This is a genomic window from Leisingera sp. ANG1 (assembly GCF_000203975.2).
GTDB lineage: Bacteria > Pseudomonadota > Alphaproteobacteria > Rhodobacterales > Rhodobacteraceae > Leisingera.
The window spans coordinates 56502-75107 of sequence record NZ_AFCF02000009.1; the positions used below are offsets into that span (position 1 = coordinate 56502).

Annotated in this window: 17 protein-coding genes; 10 read left to right on the plus strand and 7 right to left on the minus strand. The window is 64.3% G+C overall.

Annotation, left to right across the window (positions count from 1 at the left end; genetic code table 11):
* Positions 1-425: 425 nt before the first annotated feature.
* On the minus strand, positions 426-1466 hold the full coding sequence (locus tag GC1_RS16540; protein ID WP_019294468.1) for an OmpA family protein: 1041 nt from the start codon (positions 1464-1466) through the stop codon (positions 426-428).
* A gap of 199 nt (positions 1467-1665) precedes the next feature.
* Here GC1_RS16540 and GC1_RS16545 point away from each other — a divergent pair, with 199 nt between their 5' ends.
* Positions 1666-3147 (plus strand): caspase family protein, encoded by a 1482-nt coding sequence (locus GC1_RS16545; protein ID WP_019294467.1) that lies wholly within the window; start codon positions 1666-1668, stop codon positions 3145-3147.
* 313 nt (positions 3148-3460) lie between these two features.
* Here the strand turns inward: GC1_RS16545 and GC1_RS16550 are convergent, their stop codons facing one another.
* The 6 genes from GC1_RS16550 to GC1_RS16575 form a co-directional block, all read right to left on the minus strand.
* Positions 3461-4867: a DUF4384 domain-containing protein gene (locus tag GC1_RS16550; RefSeq protein WP_029204629.1), complete on the minus strand. Its 1407-nt coding sequence runs from the start codon at positions 4865-4867 to the stop codon at positions 3461-3463.
* Positions 4864-5271 carry an ExbD/TolR family protein gene (locus tag GC1_RS16555; RefSeq protein WP_019294466.1) on the minus strand — a complete coding sequence of 136 codons (408 nt, stop codon included), beginning with the start codon at positions 5269-5271 and terminating at the stop codon, positions 4864-4866. The genes GC1_RS16550 and GC1_RS16555 overlap by 4 nt, the downstream gene beginning before the upstream one ends.
* Positions 5268-5681 carry an ExbD/TolR family protein gene (locus GC1_RS16560; protein ID WP_019294465.1) on the minus strand — a complete coding sequence of 138 codons (414 nt, stop codon included), beginning with the start codon at positions 5679-5681 and terminating at the stop codon, positions 5268-5270. Before GC1_RS16560 ends, GC1_RS16555 begins: the two co-directional genes overlap by 4 nt.
* Positions 5682-5698: 17 nt before the next feature.
* A complete protein-coding gene (locus GC1_RS16565) occupies positions 5699-6316 on the minus strand; it encodes a MotA/TolQ/ExbB proton channel family protein (RefSeq protein WP_019294464.1) in 618 nt (205 codons plus the stop codon).
* Positions 6317-6319: 3 nt separating this feature from the next.
* Positions 6320-6739 carry a hypothetical protein gene (locus GC1_RS16570; protein WP_019294463.1) on the minus strand — a complete coding sequence of 140 codons (420 nt, stop codon included), beginning with the start codon at positions 6737-6739 and terminating at the stop codon, positions 6320-6322.
* Positions 6740-6803: 64 nt separating this feature from the next.
* Entirely contained in the window at positions 6804-7652 is an 849-nt protein-coding gene (locus tag GC1_RS16575; RefSeq protein ID WP_237754622.1) for a hypothetical protein, read from the minus strand.
* Between the two features lie 189 nt (positions 7653-7841).
* Here GC1_RS16575 and tssA point away from each other — a divergent pair, with 189 nt between their 5' ends.
* The 9 genes from tssA to tssH all read left to right on the plus strand — a co-directional run bounded on the left by tssA (position 7842) and on the right by tssH (position 18582).
* Positions 7842-8909 carry a type VI secretion system protein TssA gene (gene tssA, locus GC1_RS16580; protein WP_019294461.1) on the plus strand — a complete coding sequence of 356 codons (1068 nt, stop codon included), beginning with the start codon at positions 7842-7844 and terminating at the stop codon, positions 8907-8909.
* A gap of 71 nt (positions 8910-8980) precedes the next feature.
* The gene (gene tssB / locus GC1_RS16585) at positions 8981-9496 is read left to right on the plus strand and encodes a type VI secretion system contractile sheath small subunit (protein ID WP_039137234.1); all 516 of its coding nucleotides are present in this window, start codon (positions 8981-8983) and stop codon (positions 9494-9496) included.
* A 15-nt stretch (positions 9497-9511) separates the two neighbouring features.
* Positions 9512-11008, plus strand: coding sequence for a type VI secretion system contractile sheath large subunit (gene tssC / locus GC1_RS16590; RefSeq protein ID WP_019294619.1), 1497 nt, complete (start codon positions 9512-9514; stop codon positions 11006-11008).
* A 67-nt stretch (positions 11009-11075) separates the two neighbouring features.
* Positions 11076-11576 carry an Hcp family type VI secretion system effector gene (locus GC1_RS16595; RefSeq protein WP_019294620.1) on the plus strand — a complete coding sequence of 167 codons (501 nt, stop codon included), beginning with the start codon at positions 11076-11078 and terminating at the stop codon, positions 11574-11576.
* A 91-nt stretch (positions 11577-11667) separates the two neighbouring features.
* Positions 11668-12471, plus strand: a complete 804-nt coding sequence (locus GC1_RS16600; RefSeq protein ID WP_019294621.1) for a type VI secretion system accessory protein TagJ — start codon at positions 11668-11670, stop codon at positions 12469-12471.
* On the plus strand, positions 12464-12961 hold the full coding sequence (gene tssE / locus GC1_RS16605) for a type VI secretion system baseplate subunit TssE (RefSeq protein WP_019294622.1): 498 nt from the start codon (positions 12464-12466) through the stop codon (positions 12959-12961). Before GC1_RS16600 ends, tssE begins: the two co-directional genes overlap by 8 nt.
* Entirely contained in the window at positions 12961-14838 is a 1878-nt protein-coding gene (tssF, locus tag GC1_RS16610; RefSeq protein WP_019294623.1) for a type VI secretion system baseplate subunit TssF, read from the plus strand. Before tssE ends, tssF begins: the two co-directional genes overlap by 1 nt.
* Positions 14802-15857, plus strand: a complete 1056-nt coding sequence (tssG, locus tag GC1_RS16615; protein WP_019294624.1) for a type VI secretion system baseplate subunit TssG — start codon at positions 14802-14804, stop codon at positions 15855-15857. The genes tssF and tssG overlap by 37 nt, the downstream gene beginning before the upstream one ends.
* A gap of 1 nt (position 15858) precedes the next feature.
* Positions 15859-18582, plus strand: a complete 2724-nt coding sequence (gene tssH / locus GC1_RS16620; RefSeq protein ID WP_019294625.1) for a type VI secretion system ATPase TssH — start codon at positions 15859-15861, stop codon at positions 18580-18582.
* The last annotated feature ends 24 nt before the right edge of the window (positions 18583-18606 follow it).

Here is an 18606-nt window from a genome sequence, read left to right on the forward strand (position 1 = left end):
TTGGGCCTAGCAACCCGCAGCTGGTTCATGGGCGCTCCGCCTGCCGCAGCGTGTCAGGCGGGTAACCTGTCCCCGCGGGGACAGGCGGGTGAAACCTGATTGCTCCGCCCGGGATTTGCGTTTTGTCCCCGCGGGGACAACGCCGGACAGGGTCAGAAAGGCGAGGCTGGCCGCTGCTGAAACCGCTTGCGGTTTTCTTGGAGAGGTTGTTGGCAGCGGGTGGAAACGCCTGCCTTTCTGTGTGGCAGAGCCGCCGTAGAGTGGGGCATTGTATCCCTTGTGTATTCGTTGAAAACCCAGCCTGTCCCCGCGGGGACAGATGCGCAAAACACCTGCGGGATGCAGCGCGGGTCAAAAGAAAGACCCGGCCTGAGGGCCGGGTCCTGCAGGTTTTCAAGTGCTGTCCCCGCGGGGACAGCAGTGGTTCAGTTCAGAACCTTGAACTCAATCCGCCGGTTCCGGGCCCGGTTCTGCACCGTGTCATTGGGCACCAGCGGTGTGGTTTCGCCGTAGCCGACAGCGACTAGGCGCTCTGCCGGGATGCCCATTTGCTGAAGGTATTGGTTCACCGCCGCGGCGCGTTTCTCGCTCAGCGTCATGTTCCAGGCCGCCTTGCCCTGGCTGTCGGTGTGGCCGCCGACCTCAACCACCATGCCGGGGCAGCGGCGGATGATGTCCGACAGGCTGTTCAGGAAGTCGCGGGAATTGGCATCGAGCCGGGCAGTGGAGGGCGCGAAGTTGACGCTGCGGCCCTGCGACAGGATTTCAAACCGGCCGGTGCAGGCCTCGCGGCTGAAATCGCCGCTGGCTTCCAGCGCTGCAGAGGCGCCTGCGGTGACTGTCCCCGCGGGGACAGAGGCTGTGGCTGTACCGGTGCGGTCAAACATCAGGTCCATGCTGACAAGCCCCACCGGGGTGATGGTGACGCCTGCGGCTTCCTCCAGTTTTTCCTTCCCTGCAATCAGGTTGAAGTCTTCCAGCTTGAGGATCACCGGCTGCACGGTGGCGACGGCAACCCGGTTTTCACCCAGCAGTGTTACCGCTACCGGGATGATCAGATCGGCGGTGACGCCATGCAGCGACAGGGTGACGGGCAGGTCGATCTGTTTTCGCTGCACTGCGGCGAGATCAGTGATCTGGTTCGGATCGATCCGGGCTGTGATCACGGCCTCCGGGTAGGTGAAGGTTTCAAAGAACAGGAACCGCATCCGCACGTTGCGCAGGTCGATGGAGGTGTCGACAGAGTCCAGAGCGATGTGGATCTTGGCCTCCCCGGCCTCGGAGATGCTGCCGGAGAAGACGGCGAAGCGGCTGGATTCCGCAATGCTGCCTTTTTTGATCGATATGAATCGGATGGCAGAGGATTCGGGGGTCAGCTGCCAGCCGCCCTCAAACGGGCCGGCGGCCAGTGCCGGGCGGATGAGGAGCAGGAAAATTGTTATGATTGAAAGGGTTAAGCGGTACATGCGGGTCCATCCGGGTTTCTGGAAGTGAGGTCCCGGCCTGCGGGCCAGGGCAGAAATGATGCGCCCAGACTAACCGCAGAGTTGCTGCCGGGCGCAAGGGACGCGATAGTTTGGTAACCAAATACCCTTAAGAATTGGGAAGCAGCCCTGCGCGGACGGATGCTGGGGCGGGAAGTGGAGCAGACAGGTGCAAGTTTTGATGATCCGGGTCCGGCTGATGCTGCTGGCAGTTGCGGCGGCCTGCTGGGGCGCGATGGCGCTGGCTGAGGAGCGGCTGGCGCTGGTGATCGGCAACTCCAGCTATGGCGCGGTCTCAGCGCTGGACAATCCGGTGCGCGATGCGCGGCTGATGGCAGAGGTGCTGGAGGGGCTGGGCTTTGACGTGACCCTGGCAGCGGATGCCAAGCAGATCGAGATGAAGCGCGCGATTGCCCAGTTCGGCCGCAAGCTGCGCAGCGCCGGCGAGGATGCGACGGGGCTGTTCTACTATGCCGGCCACGGGGTGCAGAGCTTTGGCAGCAACTACCTGCTGCCGGTTGATGTGGCGCTGGCGGATGCGGCGGATCTGGACCTTATGGCGATTGAGGCGCAGTCGGTTCTGCGGCAGATGGCCTCGGCCAGGAACCGCACCAATATCGTGATCCTGGACGCCTGCCGCAACAATCCGTTTGAGGCGGTGGCGGATCTGAATGCAAGCGGTCTTGCGGAGATGAAGGCGCCGACCGGCACCTTCCTGGCCTATGCCACCGCGCCGGGTGATGTGGCGCTGGACGGGGAGGGGGCAAACAGCCCCTTCACCGAGGCGCTGGCGCGTGAAATCACGGTGCCGGGGGCGCCGGTCGAGCAGGTGTTCAAGCAGGTGCGCCGGGCGGTGCTGGAGCAGAGCGGCGGCAGGCAGACGCCTTGGGACACGTCCTCATTGGTGAGTGATTTCACCTTTGCGGCGGCGGCGCCGGAGCCAGTGATAAGCGCGGCGGAAATGGAAGAGGCGCAGGTCTGGGCTTCGGTCAAGGCATCGCGGGATGCGATGCAGATCATGCTGTTCCTGCGCGGCTATGGCGATGGCCGCTATGCTGATGAGGCGCGGGTGCTGCTGGCGGAGCTGGTGCAGGAGGAGCTGCAAACAGGTGGGGCGGCGGTTGCAGAGGCGCCCGCGGACCCGGTGCAGGACGCGGAGACGGCAATGTACCAGGCGGCGCAGGGGGATGGCAGCAAGGCGGCTTATGAGGCTTACCTGATGGCTTACCCTGAGGGGCAGTTCGCTGAAATGGCCGCGGCTGAGGTTGCGGCGCTGGCGGCAGGCACCGGGCAGGACCCTGCGGCGGGCGGTGACGCGCCGGCTGTGGTGCCGGAGGTGGAGCAGGAGGCGGTGCAATTGGCAGAGGCTGGGCCTGTGACCTATGCAAGCCCGCTGCACACGGGTGTTGCGGAGATTTCCGGGCTGACGCTGGCGGAGGTGGTGACCCGCTCGCCGTCGTTTCCACCCGTCGAAGGCCTGCCGGACAGCTACTGGAAGGGCCAGTCCTGCGGCAATTGCCACCAGTGGACACGGGACCGTCTGTGCACCCAGGGCAACACGTATCTGAGCCTCAACATGCAGCGCTCCCTGGGCAAGCAGCACCCGTTTGGCGGGGCGCTGAAACAGGTGCTGAAGAGCTGGGCCGCGGGCGGCTGCCAGTAATTTCCTGGTTCTGAACCGGCAGGGCAGGGGAGGACTCCCGCCCGTGCAGGTGCATTTGAAAAATGCACCGCTCTGGTTGGGCGTGGCGCTGTGCTGTGCACAGCGTGGAGCTGGAAGGGCAAGCGGGGTGCCGTGCAGAAGCCTGGGCTGGTATTGCTGAGAAGCGCTTAAGGGCAGGTTTGCCCTTAAGGCGCTATGTCCATGGTGTTCCATCCTTTTTCGCGTCAAGGGTAAACCGCGCGTGCCGCGCGGCTGCTGGCGCAGCCCTTGACCCGGAAAAGGACGGTTCTGCCGGCGCGGGAGAGCTTGGGCGTCACGGGGCGTGGGTGGTGATCAGGAAATAGACCCATTCGCCTTTGAAATCCGCGTGTTCGGCGCGGGCGGCGGCCACTTGGGCGCGCAGGAATTCCAGATAAGGTTCCGCGGGTTCGCTGAGGGGGCGGAGGCTGTCATAGAGCGGATGCGAGGCGGCGAAGGCGACGGCGATTTCCTGGCCGTAGGGCGGCGCGACGGTGATCTGCAGGCCGGGATCTCCGGCCTCCTTGGCACCGACGCGCAGGGCGGTTTTGGGGGCGGCTTCTGCCAGAGGCACCAGCTCGTTTGGAGAGAGGTGCAGCACCGCGCCGCCGGCGTCGAAGTAATCCACGTAGACATAGGCCGGGTAGTCCGGTGCGGTGAGGTCGAAGAACAGCCGCTCGCCGCCTGAATAGTCGAGAACGCGGGCGTGGGCGTCGCTGCCGACCAAGAGCGGATTGGTGATCTGATCGGTGCTTTGCGGCAGGCCGACGTTCGAAATACCCGCCAGAGCGCCGCATTGCGGGCGGGGCAGCAGGCGCATCTGGTCCGATACCGTGATGTCAGCGCCCATCTGTGCCTGAAGCGCGGCCAGGACCGGGCTGCGCAGGCCATCCTCGGGCAGGTGGCCGCGGACCTCCAGCGTGGCGGTTTCAGGGACAAAGGCAACCTGCAGGCGGGCGCAGGGCACGGCGGCAAGGATGCCGGAGACGCCGTCGCGCAGGGGATCGCCCTCTGCCACTGCATCGCCGGGCTGCATGAAGCTTTGGAAGGCGGCGAGGGAGACCGGGTCGATGTCGCCGGAGCCGCCCTGGAACGCCAGTGCGGCCTTGATGCGGGGGGCGTCCGGGGTTGCAGGCGGGGTTTGCTGCGGATTGGGGGCAGTGCCGGGCAGGGCGGTGGCCTGCGGCTGTGCCTGGGGGCTGGGCTGGCTGGCTGGCGCGGTCTGCGGCAGGGCGGCTGTGTCCGGTTGTGCGGCAGGAACGGTGGCCAGCGGAGCTGCGGTACCGGTGAGCGGCAGGGCAGGGGCCATTGCGGCGGCGGGCAGGGCGGCAGCCGCGGGCGCGGCGCTGGCGAGACGGTCTGCCGGTGCCTGGGCGGGCGCGGCGGCGGGAGCCTTGGCTGCCGCCGGGGTGAGAGTGTCCGCGGCTGGGGCCTTGGGCTGCGCCTTGGACTGCGGAATGCTGCCTGCGGCGAGGCCTTGGGATTGGGCTTGGCTTTCAGGGGCTTGCTCACTCTCTGCCGCTTGCGGCACGGCCTCAGACCTTGGGATGCGGTGGGCCTGGAGGTTGAGGCTGCTTTCGGGCGTGGGCTGCTGCGGCAGCGGGTCTGGGGTGAGTGAGATCAGCAGCGCGCCGGCGCCGCCCGCGTGGACCACGGCGGAGGCGGCAAGCCCCAGTGCCCATATGGCCGGGGCGCGGCTCATCCGCCGGTTTCCGGGGTGACCACCAGCACCACGTCAGTGAATCCCAGTGCTTCGCCCTGGGCTACCAGCGGCAGCACGTTGCGCAGTTCGGCTGTGCGGTGGGCGTTGATGCGCAGGCGTAAGGCAGGGTCGTCTGCCAAGAGGGCTGAGAGGGCAGGGGAGAGGGCGTCGCGGGCAATCGCTTCGCCGTCGAGGGCCAGGTCGCCGCTGGCGGAGACCGCGAGGGTGATGCCGCCTGCGGGCATGTCGCGGCCTGTGACCGCAGTGGCGGGGCGCACGTCGAAGGGCGCGGTGGCGTCCATGCGGCCGATCAGCATGAAGAACACCAAGAGGAAGAACACCACGTCGATCAGGGCGATGATGGTCTCAGAATGCGGGTTACGGGCGGGGCGGTTGAGTTTCACTGTGCCGCCTCCAGCCGCAAGACGCGCAGGCGGGTGACCCCGGCCAGTGCGGCGGTGTCCATCACGGTGATCAGCGCCTGGGTCTGCGCGGCACCGGAGGGGAGGATGACCACCTGGGTGAGCGGTTCGTTCGCGACGGCGGCGGAGAGGGTGGATTGCAGGGATGCCGCGTCCAGTGCGGTGCCGCGCAGCACCGGCACGCCGTCAGCGCCAAGGCGGATCATCAGGGTGCCGACCGGGGTTTGGGGACTGCCCGCGGCGGTGGCCTCGGACGGTTTTACAGCGGGGATCATGTCGAGGTTCAGATAGGTGGAGGTCACCATGAAGAACACCAAGAGGATCAGCATGACGTCAATCATCGGCACCAGCGAAATCAGGGCGCGGGGGCGGGCGGGCCGGTTGATCATCATGGCGGCGTTCCCCCGTGTCAGCGTGACCCGTCGATCAGCAGCAGGCGGCCGGCGGCGCTTTCGATGGCTTGCGCGGCGGCGTCAATGCGGGCGGCGAAAAGCCCTGCTGCGATGGCGGCGGGGATGGCGACCAGCAGGCCCGCGGCGGTGGTCAGGAGCGCCTGCCAGATGCCGCCGGCGAGGACCGAGGCATTGGCGGCACCCTGCGCCAGTTCCAGTTCCTGAAATGACTGGATCATGCCGAGGACGGTGCCGAGGAGGCCGAGCAGGGGCGAGACCATGGCGATCAGTTCCAAGAGGCGGATGAGGGAATTCATCCGGCTCACCTCCTCATTGCCGCGACGCTGCAGTTCGTCTTGCAGGAGCGGGCCGCGCAGACCCTCCTGCAGGGCCTGCATGGCGTAGGTCATGACGCGGTCTGCGGGGGATTTGCCGCCCGCAATGCTGTCCTGTGCCTGCTTGCGGTCGCCGTCCTTCCATTGAGTCAGCGCCTGTTCGCGGGCTTGCCCGCCGGAGCGCACCGGCCAGAGCTGGATCAGTTTGACGGCAATCACCGTCAGCGACAGAAGCGACATCAGGGCCAGGATCACGATCACTGGCCCGCCGGTGCCGAGCATATCCCAGGTGCCGGCCATGGCTTATTTCACCAGCGGCGCGGCAGCGCGGGAAGTGAGCTCCAGGATCGGGAAACAGTCCATCTGATCCTCGTTCTGGGGCTGGCAGGAGGTGATGTCGTGCAGCAGGATCTCGGAGATGTTGCTGCAGGCGGTTTCCGGGATCTCAAAGAGTTTCAGGGTGGTGCGCTGGACGGGCAGGGGGGCGGCGTCGATCGACAGCAGGCGGTCGATCACGCCCTGGCCGTCGAGGATCGCCAGCGACATCTCGAAGCCTTCGAAGCTTTTGCCGGTCTGGTTGCGGAACAGGAAGAAGGCGCGGCAGCCGCCGCCCTCGATTTCTTCGGTCTTGTTCAGCTCAACGTGCAGCGGGCCGGTTTCCGCGGCGGCGGTGAGCGGCAGGCAGATCAGGGCGAGGGCAGTCAGCAGGCGGGTCATGGGCATCACGGTCTCCGGGTTCCGGTGGATGCCCGGCCCGCAACCGCTGCGGGCCGGGCTGCGTTCGGGGTCAGACCAGGGCGGTCAGGGCCTTTTCAATCTTGTCCATCGCGTCGCGGGCAGAATCGAGGTCGCGGCGTTTCAGGTGCCGGGCGGCCACATGCAGTGCGCGGCCCAGCCGGTCGCGGGCCTTGCCCGGGGCGCGGGCGACATTGGCCTGCAGCGACTGGGCGCGTTTGACCTGGGCGCCAAGGGAGCGCTGGTCCATTTCGCGCTGGCCGCGCTTCATCGACTTGGACTCATCCTCGCGGTCGGCGCCGATGCGGGCCACGGCGCGTTCGATCACCACGATCATCGTCTCGGCCTCCTGCAGGCGGCCGTCGTTGATCAGGCTGACCGATTTGGCGAGGGCGCGTTTCAGCTTCAGCTCCAGCGGGCCGGGGGCGAGGCCGATGCGCGGCTGGATGCGTTTCAGGCGGCGCTTCAGCGGCGCGATGGCCTTGGCGTCGATGCCGGTGGCGGAAATGTCGGAGGCGTCTTCCTCTGTCACCTGGCCGCCGGAGGCCTCGGGTTTGAGGCTGTCCAGGAGGTTGCCGCCGTCATCGTAGAACAGCACGTTGACCTTGGCCGGGTTGCGCTTGAAGAATTTTTTGAGCTCGGTGACCATGCGCTGCGGCGCGCTTTCGCAGATCATCTCCATGTCGCCGGAACGCACCACATAGGTGCCCCAGGCCATGGGCGGGCCGCCGCCCGCATTCTTCATCGGTGTTTTCAGGGTTTCCGGTTTCTTACCCGGCTGAATCATCAGAAGCGGGTCCTTGCTGGCGTCCAGGCAGAAGGCGAAACTCATCCGCTTCTTCGCCCCCTCGCGAACCATCTCTTTGACTTCTTTGCCAGAAATACGATCAATACTCATCATTCAGCCGCTGTTGAATGCTTGGAAAAGGTTTGACATTAGGATGGCGATAAGGCTCTCTTGGGGTCAAGTTATTGTTTGAGGTTTCCGCAGGTTTAACCACCAGGCCCGAAAAGAGTGGCACCTGCTTTCCGTTACGTTACCACACAGGAACGTGACCAAAAAAGAATGCACCCAGGGGGGCGAAAGAAGATGGATCCTGCAGTATTGCTGCAATCCAAAGGGGATGATGCCCCTAGCGGTGAGAACCTCGAATATGACCCGGCTTTCACCGAGATGGAGCTGGCGGCCCAGCCGGGCGAAGAATCGGTGGTGGGCAACGAGACCATCGAGGCCACCGATCCCGACTACCGCGAAGTTCAGAAGAAGGCGCTTGAGGTGCTGGAGCGCAGCCACGATTTGCGCGCTGCCGTTTTCCTGGGCGACGCGCTGCTGCACTCCGAAGGGCTGCCCGGTTTTGCCGATGTGACCACCTATATCCGCGGCTGCCTGGAAGAGTTCTGGGAGACCTGCCATCCGGAGCTGGACGAGGACGACGGCGATCCGACGATGCGGATCAATGCGATCCAGGATCTGTGCGGCCAGCCGGACGGGATGGCGGGGGCTTCGCCGCTCTACCGGTCGCTGCGCCGGGCGCCGCTGAGCGAGAGCCGCGGCTTTGGCCGGTTCTGTCTGCGCGACATTGAAATTGCCGAAGGGGTGATGGCGGCGCCGGAGGACATGGAACATGTGCCGGACAGCGCCACCATCGGCGCGGCGTTTCAGGACAGCGACGAGGAAATCGTCGCGGCGCGGCTGGCTGCGGTCAAGACGGCGGAGGAGAACGTGCGCGCGATCTCTGCCGTGTTCGACGAGCAGACGCCGGGGCAGGGCCCGGACCTGAGCGCGCTGATCAAGCTGCTGCAGCAGATCGGCAAGCGGATCGGCACCTATGCCAATCTGAGCGCCGAGGATGATGCTGCGGAAGATGAGGCGGCAGAGGACGGCGCGGAGGACAGCGGCGGCGCAGCGCCGGCTGCTGGCGGGCGGGCGATGCCGTCTGCGCCGGGCGCAATCAACTCGCACGCGGATGTGTCCAACACGCTGGACCGCATCATCAGCTACTACCGGCGGGCGGAACCTTCCAGCCCGCTGCCGATCCTGCTGGAGCGGTGCAAGCGGCTGGTGGGGGCCGACTTCCTCACCATCATGAATGACATGGCCCCGCAGGGGGTGGAGAACGTCCACCTGATCGGCGGGATTGACGAAGACGACGACTGACGGACACGGGGAATTTCTGCGGCGGAACCTGCTGCGGACCCCGTGAAAGCAAGACGAGTAAGGAGACCTAGATGGCCGGAAGTTCACAGAAATTCATTGCCCGCAACCGGGCACCAAGGGTCCAGATCGAATATGACGTGGAGCTGTATGGCGCCGAGAAGAAGGTGCAGCTGCCCTTCGTGATGGGCGTGATGAGCGACCTGGTGGGCAAATCCGAAGTGGAGCAGCCCGCCGTTGCGGACCGCAAGTTCCTGGAAATCGACGTGGACAACTTCGATGACCGGATGAAGTCGATGGCGCCGCGCGCCGCCTTCACCGTGCCCAACACGCTGACCGGCGAGGGCAACCTGGCGGTCGACATCACGTTTGAGAGCATGGACGATTTCAAGCCCGCCGCGATTGCCGCCAAGGTGGAGCCGCTGCGCGAGCTGCTGGAAGCGCGCACCCAGCTCAGCAACCTGATGACCTATATGGACGGCAAGACCGGTGCCGAGGATCTGATCTCCAAGATCATCCAGGACCCGAGCCTGCTGAAAACCCTGGCCGCGCAGCCGAAACCCGGCGGCGAAGCCGACAGCGAAGAATAAGAGCGGAGGACGAAGATGGCTGAAGAAGAACTCCAGGCGGAAGCCGCTGCTGGTGAAGCCGCCTTTGGCTCTGCCGAATTCGCGAGCCTGCTGCAGAAGGAATTCCGTCCCAAGTCGGACCAGGCCAAGACCGCTGTTGAAAGCGCGGTCAAGACCCTGGCCGAGCAGGCGCTGGCAAACACCGCGCTGATTTCCGATGACGCGCTGCGCTCGATCGAGAGCATCGTGGCGGCGATTGACGAGAAGCTGACCGAGCAGGTCAACCTGATCCTGCACAACGAGGATTTCCAGCAGCTGGAAAGCGCCTGGCGCGGTTTGCATTATCTGGTCAACAACACCGAGACCGATGAGCAGCTGAAGATCCGGGTGATGCCAATCACCAAGAAGGAAATGTCGAAGACCCTGAAGAAGTTCAAGGGCACGGCATGGGATCAGTCGCCGATCTTCAAGAAGATCTATACCGAGGAATTCAGCCAGCTGGGCGGCGAGCCCTATGGCTCCCTGGTGGCCGACTATCACTTTGACCATTCGCCGCCGGATATCGAGCTGCTGGGTGAAATGTCCAAAATTGCAGCCGCCGCGCATGCGCCGCTGATCACCGGCGCCAAGCCGACCCTGTTCCAGATGGACAGCTGGGCGGAACTGTCGAACCCGCGCGATCTGACCAAGATCTTCCAGACCCCGGAATATGCCGCATGGCGCAGCTTGCGCGACAGCGAAGATGCGAAATACGTCGGGCTCGCGATGCCGCGCTTCCTGGGCCGTCTGCCCTATGGCTCCAAGACCGATCCGGTTGAGGAGTTCGCATTCGAGGAAGACACCGCAGGTGCCGGCAGCGAGAAATACGGCTGGGTCAACGCGGCCTATGGCATGGCGGTGAACATCACCCGCTCGTTCAAGATGTACGGCTGGTGCTCGCGCATCCGCGGCGTCGAGAGCGGCGGCACGCTGGAGAACCTGCCCAGCCACACCTTCCCGACCACCGATGGCGGCGTCGATCAGAAGTGCCCGACCGAGATTGCCATCGACGACCGGCGCGAGGCGGAACTGGCGAAGAACGGCATGATGCCGCTGATCCACCGCAAGAACACCGATGTTGCGACCTTCATGGGCGCGCAGTCGCTGCACAAGCCGGCCGAATACGACGATCCGGACGCCACCGCCAACGCCAATCTGGGCGCGCGGCTGCCGTATCTGTTCGCCACATGCCGGTTCGCGCACTATCTGAAGTGCATGGTGCGGGACAAAGTCGGCTCGTTCAAAAGCCGTCAGGACATGGAGTCCTGGCTGCAGGACTGGATCAACAACTATGTTGATTTCAACGCAGACATCTCTTCGGAGACCGAGAAGGCGCGCAAACCTCTGGCCGCAGCTGAAGTGGTTGTGGAAGAGGTCGAGGGCAACCCGGGGTATTACACCTCAAAATTCTTCCTGCGCCCGCATTACCAGCTGGAGGGGCTTTCCGTCTCGCTGCGTCTGGTATCGAAACTGCCCTCGGAAAAAGGAGGCTGATTTTCCACTCCCCAGCCTTAACCAAGCATAGTGCAGTAGAGTTCAATATTTTTGAAAGGATAGCAAAATGGCTGCAAACATGTTCGTACAGATCTCGGACATCGAAGGCGATGCAACCGAGGAGAACCACAAGAAGTGGATCGTGATCCAGTCGGCGAGCTGGAACGTGGAGCGCGCGGTTGAAATGACCGACCTGGGGTCCACCCAGCGGATGCACGCGAACTCGAACTTCGGCAAGATCGAGCTGACCTCGCAGATGGGCAAAGCGTCCAACGATCTGGCGCTGTCGGTTGCCAACGGCACCGTGCGCCCGGAAATCATCATGCACTGGTGCCGTTCGGGTGACAGCGCCAGCCAGGGCCTGCTGGTCTATTCGGTCTGGAAGATGAAAGACGTGGTTGTCGACAGCTACTCGATCTCTGCCAGCGAAGACGGCATTCCGGAAGAAACCTGGTCGCTGGCCTATGCCGCGATTGAGCATGAGTACAAGTCGACCAACCAGAAGACTGGTAAACTCACCACTGAAGGCACCTTCAAGTGGAACGTGCAGACCGGCAAGGTCGAGTAAACCAATTGGCGGACCCCGGGTATATTACATGCCCGGGGTCCGTTTTTTCTGACGTATTTGCAGCATCCATCCCCGTTGCGGAGTAGAGCCCATGACCCCCGAAGAGCATCTGAAAGCTGGTGATCCCAAGGCGGCGCTGGAGGCGCTGCAAGCCAAGATCCGCGCGGATGCGAGCAATCCGAAGCTGCGGGTGTTCCTGTTCCAGCTGTTGTGCGTGCTGGGCGACTGGAACCGGGCGATTGCCCAGTTGAAGGCCGCCGCCGGGCTGGACGAAGGCGCCACGGTGATGGCGCAGGCCTACCGCGAGGCGATCATCTGCGAGGTCTACCGCGAGAAGGTGTTCGCCGGTGAAAAGTCGCCGCTGATCCTGGGCGAGCCGGAAGAATGGCTGGCGCATCTGATCGAGGCGCAGAAACTGCTGGCAACCGGCAATCCCAAAGAAGCCGCCGAGCTTCGCGCCAAGGCGTTTGATGCAGCTCCGGCCAGCCCCGGTGAGGTGAACGGCAAGCGGTTCGAATGGATTGCGGACGCCGACATGCGGCTGGGTCCGGTGCTGGAGGCGGTGATCAACGGCAAATACTACTGGCTGCCGTTTTCCAAGATCGTCTCCTTTGAAGCAGAGGAACCGAGCGACCTGCGCGATGCGGTCTGGACAGCCGGCACGCTGACCCTGGCGGGCGGCGGTGAAGTGGCGGCGATGATCCCGACCCGTTATCCCGGCAGCGAGAAGGCCGACGGACTGTCGATGCTGGCACGCGCCACCGTGTGGGAGGATGCCGGCGAGGAAACCTATACCGGTCTGGGCCAGCGGCTGCTGGCGATCGGCGATGAGGACATTGCCATCATGGACGTGCGCACACTCCGGATGGATGGGCACGGCGAAGAGAATGGCTGACAAGACACTGGCCGAGCGCCTGCAGCCCTCGCTGCTGGACCGGCTGACCGACAATGCGCCTGGCGATCAGAAGGAAACCCGCGAGAGCCGGGTGATTGATCTGGTGCGGCTGCGGGAAATCATTCAGCGCGATCTGTCCTGGCTCTTGAACACCCAGAATGTCGAAAGCCATTTTGATGCGGAGAAATACCCGTCGGTGTCCAAGTCTGTGCTGAACTACGGGCTGATCGAGGTGGCGGGCGAGGCCTCGACCACCGAGAAGGCGGAGGCGATCCGCCGGTCGATCAAACGGGCGATTGCCACCTATGAGCCGCGGATCATCGAAGGCTCTGTCGACGTGCGGCTGCAGGATGGCACGGATGCGACCGAGATGACCGTGGGGCTGGAGATCCGCGCCGACATGTGGGCACAGCCGATGCCGCTGGAACTGTATCTGCGCAGCAAGGTTGATCTGACCACCGGCGAAGTTCAGATGGAAAGGGCCATGTGATGGATACACGGCTGCTGACCCATTACGAGAATGAGCTGAACTACCTGCGCGATATGGGCGCGGAGTTTGCTGCCGCCTATCCCAAGATTGCGGCCCGGCTGGGCATGGAAGGGGTCGAGGTTCTTGATCCTTACGTGGAGCGGCTGCTGGAAGGCGCCGCGTTTCTGACCGCGCGGGTGCAGCTGGAACTGGAGTTGCAGTATCCGAACTTCACCTCCAACCTTCTGGAAATCATCTACCCGCATTACTTGGCGCCGACGCCCTCGATGATGATCGCGGCGTTTGAGCCGGATGTGGCGAATTCGGCGGTGAAAAGCGGCTATGTGCTGAAGCGCGGATCGACCCTGCGCTCGCGGCTGACTGAGGGCGAGCAGACGCCTTGCGAGTTCCGCACCTCTGCCGATCTGACCATGTGGCCGATCCAGATCACCGAGGCGCAGTATATTGACGGGCGCGGCGAGCTGGTGGCGGCAGGGGTTGCCACCGGGTATGACGCGCGGGCGGGCATCCGGCTGCGGATCAAGCGGATCGACGGCGATCCGATCAGCAAGCTGGAGATGGACAAGCTGTCGCTGTACCTGACCGGCGAGGCGGGCAACAGCTGGCCGCTGCTGGAACTGCTGTGCACGCAGGTGCAGGGGATTGTCGCGCGCTCCACCGACCGGCGGGCCGACTGGCAGCTGCCGCTGCGCGGTGCCAAGGTGGCGCACAAGGGATTCAGCCCCGAGGAGGCGCTGCTGCCGCTGCCGCGCCGGGTCTATGACGGCTACCGGCTGCTGCAGGAATATTTTGCGATGCCGGAGCGGTTCCGCTTTGTCGAGCTGCAGGGGCTGCAGGCGGGTCTGGAAAAATCCGCGGGCGATGAGGTGGATCTTTATATCCTGCTGCGCGAAGGGATGCCGGAGATTGCGCCGATCGTGGTGCCGGAGGTGTTCAAGCTGAACGCGGTGCCGGCCGTGAACCTGTTCGAAAAGCGTTGCGACCGGGTGCGGATTTCGCCGATTGATACCGAGCATCATGTGATTCCGAACCGCACTGCGGGCCTCGATTTCGAGATTTACGGATTGCAGAGCGTGACCGGGATCAGCGGCGAGGGGGAGGATGACGTAATTTTCCGCCCGTTCTATTCCGCCAATGATTTCACCGCAGCAGGCGAGAGCCACCCGGCCTATTACACCGTCAAGCGGCGGATGCGGCAGCGGTCGGAGAAGGAGCGCCTGCGCGGGGTGCGCAGTTCCTATCTGGGATCGGAAGTGTTCCTGACGCTGGTGGACCGGGCGCAGGCGCCCTATTCCGCCGGGCTGGAGCAGCTGGCGGTCAACGCACTGTGCACCAACCGCGATCTGCCGATGCTGCTGGCGACCGGCAATGACGATGTATTCCACCTGCCCGAAGGCGGCCCGGTCAAGAAGGTGACGCTGCCGGTGTCGCCGACCCGGCCGCATCCCACCCTGGCGCAGGGCGATACCGCCTGGCGGCTGATTTCGCATCTGAGCCTTAACTATGTCTCAATCGCGGAAACCGGCAAGGGCCAGTCGGCGGAGGCGCTGCGCGAGCTGGTCGGGCTTTATGCGCCCTTGGGCGACCGGGTGACGGAAAAGCAGCTGGAGGGCATCCTGTCCGTCGGCGCCCGGCCCATCGTGCGGCGCATGACCGACGAGGTGCTGTCCACTGCGGTGCGGGGTCTCGAGATCACCCTGGGCTTTGACGAGAGCTTTTTCGAGGGCAGCAATATCTATGCGCTGGGAGCCGTGCTGGAGCGGTTCTTCCGCGGTTATGCCAGCATCAACTCGTTCACGGAGACCGTCCTGAAAACCGAAAAACGCGGGGAAATTGCCAGATGGCGACCGGAAAAGGGCCTCGGCCGGATGATCTGAGCCTCTATGGCCGGCTGGCCATGGACCCTGAAAAGCACCACGTTTTTCAGGCCCTGAGGGTATTGGAGGCGCATTTCGATGACGCCCCGCGCCTGGGCGAAAGCCGTCGGCCGCGGCAGGACCGGCTGCGTCTGGGGCAAGAGGCGGAACTGGCGTTTCCGCCCTCGACCATTGCCGCGTTCAAACCGGCGGAGGGGGACAAGCCGGCGGTGCTGACCAACCGGTTCTTCGGGCTGTTTGGCCCGCAAGGCCCGCTGCCGCTGCACCTGACCGAATACGCCCGCGACCGCAAACGCAACCACCGCGACCCGACGATGGTGGCCTTTGCCGATATGCTGACGCACCGGCTGATGAGTCTGCTCTACCGGGCCTGGACCCAAGGCTCGCCTGCGGTGAGCTTTGACCGGGCGGATGATCCGATGGCGCGCAAGGTGGCGTCGCTCATTGGCTATAACGGCTTCAAGTTCACTGGCCGCGACGACATGCCGGATCTGGCCAAGCTGCATTTTGCGGGCCATTTGGCCAAAGGCGCCAAGAACGCCGAGGGGCTGGTGTCGATCCTGTCGGCGTTTTTCGAGGTGCCGGTCAAGCTGGAGGAATACGTCGGCAGCTGGCTGGAGCTGGAGCCGGACGACCGCTGGCAGCTGGGATATGGCGAGCTGGGGCAAACCACCAGCATCGGCGACAAGGTCTGGAGCCGCACTGCGAAATTCCGCATCCGCATCGGGCCGCTGAAGCTGGAAGACTATGAGCGGCTGCTGCCGGGCGGTGAGGCCTTGAAGCGGCTGAGGGCCATTGTGCGGTCCTATGCCGGCGATGTGCTGGACTGGGACGTGAACCTGATTTTAGCGGGCGACGAGGTGCCGCGGGCATCCTTGGGCGGCACCACGCGGCTGGGGCATACCAGCTGGGTGCGCTCGCGCCCGGATCCGGATGCGGATCAGCCGGATGTGAATGATTTGTACCTGTACCCGGGATTAGGCGCCGGGGCTGAGATGCCTGTAGAGGGAGGGATTTGAGATGACCGAGATCAGCCGCGTGGCGCTGTTTGGCAAATTGAACAAGCTGGGATACCAGGCCGTCGAGAGCGCAACCGTGTTCTGCAAGATGCGCGGAAACCCTTATGTGGAACTGGTGCACTGGATGCATCAGCTGCTGGCACAGCAGGACAGCGACATGCACCGGATCATTCAGCATTACGACCTGGACACCGGCAAGATTGCCAGCGAGCTGACCCGGGCGCTGGACATGCTGCCGCGCGGCGCCTCGACGATTTCCGACCTGTCGGACCATCTGATGGACGCGATGGAACGCGGCTGGGTCTGGGGCTCGCTGCTCTATTCCGCGGGCCAGGTGCGCAGCGGCCATCTGCTGCTGGGTATGCTGAAGACGCCGGCGCTGCGCAACATCCTGTCCAGCATGTCGCCGGAGCTGGCGAAGATTGGGGCTGATGACCTGGCCGACAATTTCCACGAGGCCACCGATGGCTCGCCCGAGGAACGGCTGGGGGCGCAGGACGGCTCTAATGTCACCGGCGGCGGGGCGGAACCGGGCGAGGCCTCGGGGTCGATGGCGCCGGGCGCGATGGGCAAGGGCGAGGCGCTGGAGCAGTTCTGCACCGACCTGACCGAACAGGCCCGCAATGGCGAGATCGACCCGATCGTGGGCCGGGATGAGGAAATCCGCCAGATCGTCGATATCCTGATGCGGCGGCGCCAGAACAACCCGATCCTGACCGGTGAGGCGGGCGTGGGTAAAACGGCTGTGGTCGAGGGCTTTGCGCTGCGGATCGCACGCGGCGACGTGCCGCCGGCGCTGAAGGATGTGCGGCTCTTGGTGCTGGACGTGGGTCTGCTGCAGGCCGGGGCCAGCATGAAGGGCGAGTTTGAAAACCGCCTGCGCCAGGTGATCGACGAAGTGCAGGCAAGCCCGACGCCGATTGTGATGTTTGTGGATGAAACACACACGCTGGTCGGCGCGGGCGGCGCGGCAGGCACCGGCGATGCCGCGAACCTGCTGAAACCGGCGCTGGCGCGCGGCACCCTGCGCACCATCGGTGCCACCACCTGGGCCGAGTATAAGAAATACATCGAGAAAGACCCGGCGCTGACCCGCCGCTTCCAGGTGGTCAAGGTTGAGGAACCCGGTATCCCGAAGGCGATCCTGATGATGCGCGGCATTGCCTCAATGCTGGAGAACCACCACCGGGTGCAGGTGCTGGACGAGGGGATCGAGGCCGCCGTCAGCCTGTCGGCGCGCTATATCCCGGCGCGGCAGCTGCCGGATAAGTCGGTGAGCCTGCTGGACACGGCCTGTGCGCGGGTCGCTGTCAGCCAGCACGCGGTGCCGGCCGAGGTCGATGACAGCCAGCGCCGGATCGAGGCGCTGACCACCGAGCTGGAGATCATCGGCCGTGACGAGACTGCAGGGTATGAGGTTGCCGACCGGCGCGAGGCGGTGGAAGCGGCCAAGGCTGCCGAAGAGGAACGGCTGGCCGGGCTGACCGAGCGCTGGGACAAGGAAAAGGCGGTGGTCGAGGGCATTCTGGAGCTGCGCGCCAAGCTCCGGGAGGGGGCCGCGCCCGTGGATGCTGCCCCGGATGCTGGGGACGACGCTGCGGAGGGCGCTGCCGATAGCCCGCTGTCGGATGAAGAGCGCGCCAAGCTGATGCAGGAGCTGAAGGATAAGAACGCGGAGCTGGAAACGCTGCAGGGCGACTCTGCGCTGATCCTGCCGATTGTCGACCATCAGGCGGTGGCCTCGGTTGTCGGCGACTGGACCGGCATCCCGGTGGGCCGCATGGTCAAGGATGAGATCGAGACCATCCTGAACCTGGAAGAGCGGCTGGCGCAGCGGGTGATCGGCCAGGATCACGCGATGAAGATGATCGCCAAGCGGATCCAGACCAGCCGCGCAGGACTTGATAATCCGAACAAGCCGATTGGTGTGTTCATGCTGGCCGGTACCTCTGGTGTGGGTAAGACCGAAACCGCGCTGGCGCTGGCCGAGGTGCTGTATGGTGGTGAGCAGAATGTCATCACCATCAACATGTCGGAGTATCAGGAGGCCCATACTGTCAGTTCGCTGAAAGGCGCACCTCCCGGCTATGTCGGCTACGGCGAGGGCGGGGTGCTGACCGAGGCGGTGCGGCGCAAGCCCTATTCCGTGGTGCTGCTGGATGAGGTCGAGAAGGCGCACCCGGATGTGCATGAGATCTTTTTCCAGGTGTTCGACAAGGGCGTCATGGAAGACGGCGAAGGCCGCATCATCGACTTTAAGAACACGCTGATCCTGCTGACCTCCAACGTTGGCACCGAGACGATCATGGACTTGTGTTCCGATCCGGATCTGATGCCGGACCCGGAGGGCATGGCAAAGGCGCTGCGCGATCCGCTCTTGAAGGTGTTCCCGCCGGCGCTGCTGGGGCGTCTGGTGGCGATTCCGTACTATCCGCTCAGCCCGGAGATGATCGGCGAGATCACCAAGCTGCAGCTGGGCCGCATCCAGAAACGGGTGCAGGAGGCGCATGGGGTGCCGTTCGAATACACCGATGCTGTGGTCGAAGAGATCGTAAACCGCTGCCAGGAGCTGGACAGCGGCGGGCGTATGATCGACGCGATTGTCACCAACACCATGCTGCCGGAGATTTCCAACGAGTTCCTGCGCCGCCTGATGGAGGGTGCGGAGGTCGAGAAAGTCGCCATCGATGTCAAGGACGGAGAGTTCACCTACGCATTCGAATGATCACACAATTTGGTAACAAGTGGG

Bases quoted from the DNA above. Each gene is read 5' to 3' on its own strand.
- GC1_RS16540 (WP_019294468.1), bottom strand. From the start codon at position 1,466: ATGTACCGCTTAACCCTTTCAATCATAACAATTTTCCTGCTCCTCATC.
- GC1_RS16545 (WP_019294467.1), top strand. From the start codon at position 1,666: ATGATCCGGGTCCGGCTGATGCTGCTGGCAGTTGCGGCGGCCTGCTGG.
- GC1_RS16550 (WP_029204629.1), bottom strand. From the start codon at position 4,867: ATGAGCCGCGCCCCGGCCATATGGGCACTGGGGCTTGCCGCCTCCGCC.
- GC1_RS16560 (WP_019294465.1), bottom strand. From the start codon at position 5,681: ATGATGATCAACCGGCCCGCCCGCCCCCGCGCCCTGATTTCGCTGGTG.
- GC1_RS16565 (WP_019294464.1), bottom strand. From the start codon at position 6,316: ATGGCCGGCACCTGGGATATGCTCGGCACCGGCGGGCCAGTGATCGTG.
- GC1_RS16570 (WP_019294463.1), bottom strand. From the start codon at position 6,739: ATGCCCATGACCCGCCTGCTGACTGCCCTCGCCCTGATCTGCCTGCCG.
- GC1_RS16575 (WP_237754622.1), bottom strand. From the start codon at position 7,652: ATGATGAGTATTGATCGTATTTCTGGCAAAGAAGTCAAAGAGATGGTT.
- tssA (WP_019294461.1), top strand. From the start codon at position 7,842: ATGGATCCTGCAGTATTGCTGCAATCCAAAGGGGATGATGCCCCTAGC.
- tssB (WP_039137234.1), top strand. From the start codon at position 8,981: ATGGCCGGAAGTTCACAGAAATTCATTGCCCGCAACCGGGCACCAAGG.
- tssC (WP_019294619.1), top strand. From the start codon at position 9,512: ATGGCTGAAGAAGAACTCCAGGCGGAAGCCGCTGCTGGTGAAGCCGCC.
- GC1_RS16595 (WP_019294620.1), top strand. From the start codon at position 11,076: ATGGCTGCAAACATGTTCGTACAGATCTCGGACATCGAAGGCGATGCA.
- GC1_RS16600 (WP_019294621.1), top strand. From the start codon at position 11,668: ATGACCCCCGAAGAGCATCTGAAAGCTGGTGATCCCAAGGCGGCGCTG.
- tssE (WP_019294622.1), top strand. From the start codon at position 12,464: ATGGCTGACAAGACACTGGCCGAGCGCCTGCAGCCCTCGCTGCTGGAC.
- tssF (WP_019294623.1), top strand. From the start codon at position 12,961: ATGGATACACGGCTGCTGACCCATTACGAGAATGAGCTGAACTACCTG.
- tssG (WP_019294624.1), top strand. From the start codon at position 14,802: ATGGCGACCGGAAAAGGGCCTCGGCCGGATGATCTGAGCCTCTATGGC.
- tssH (WP_019294625.1), top strand. From the start codon at position 15,859: ATGACCGAGATCAGCCGCGTGGCGCTGTTTGGCAAATTGAACAAGCTG.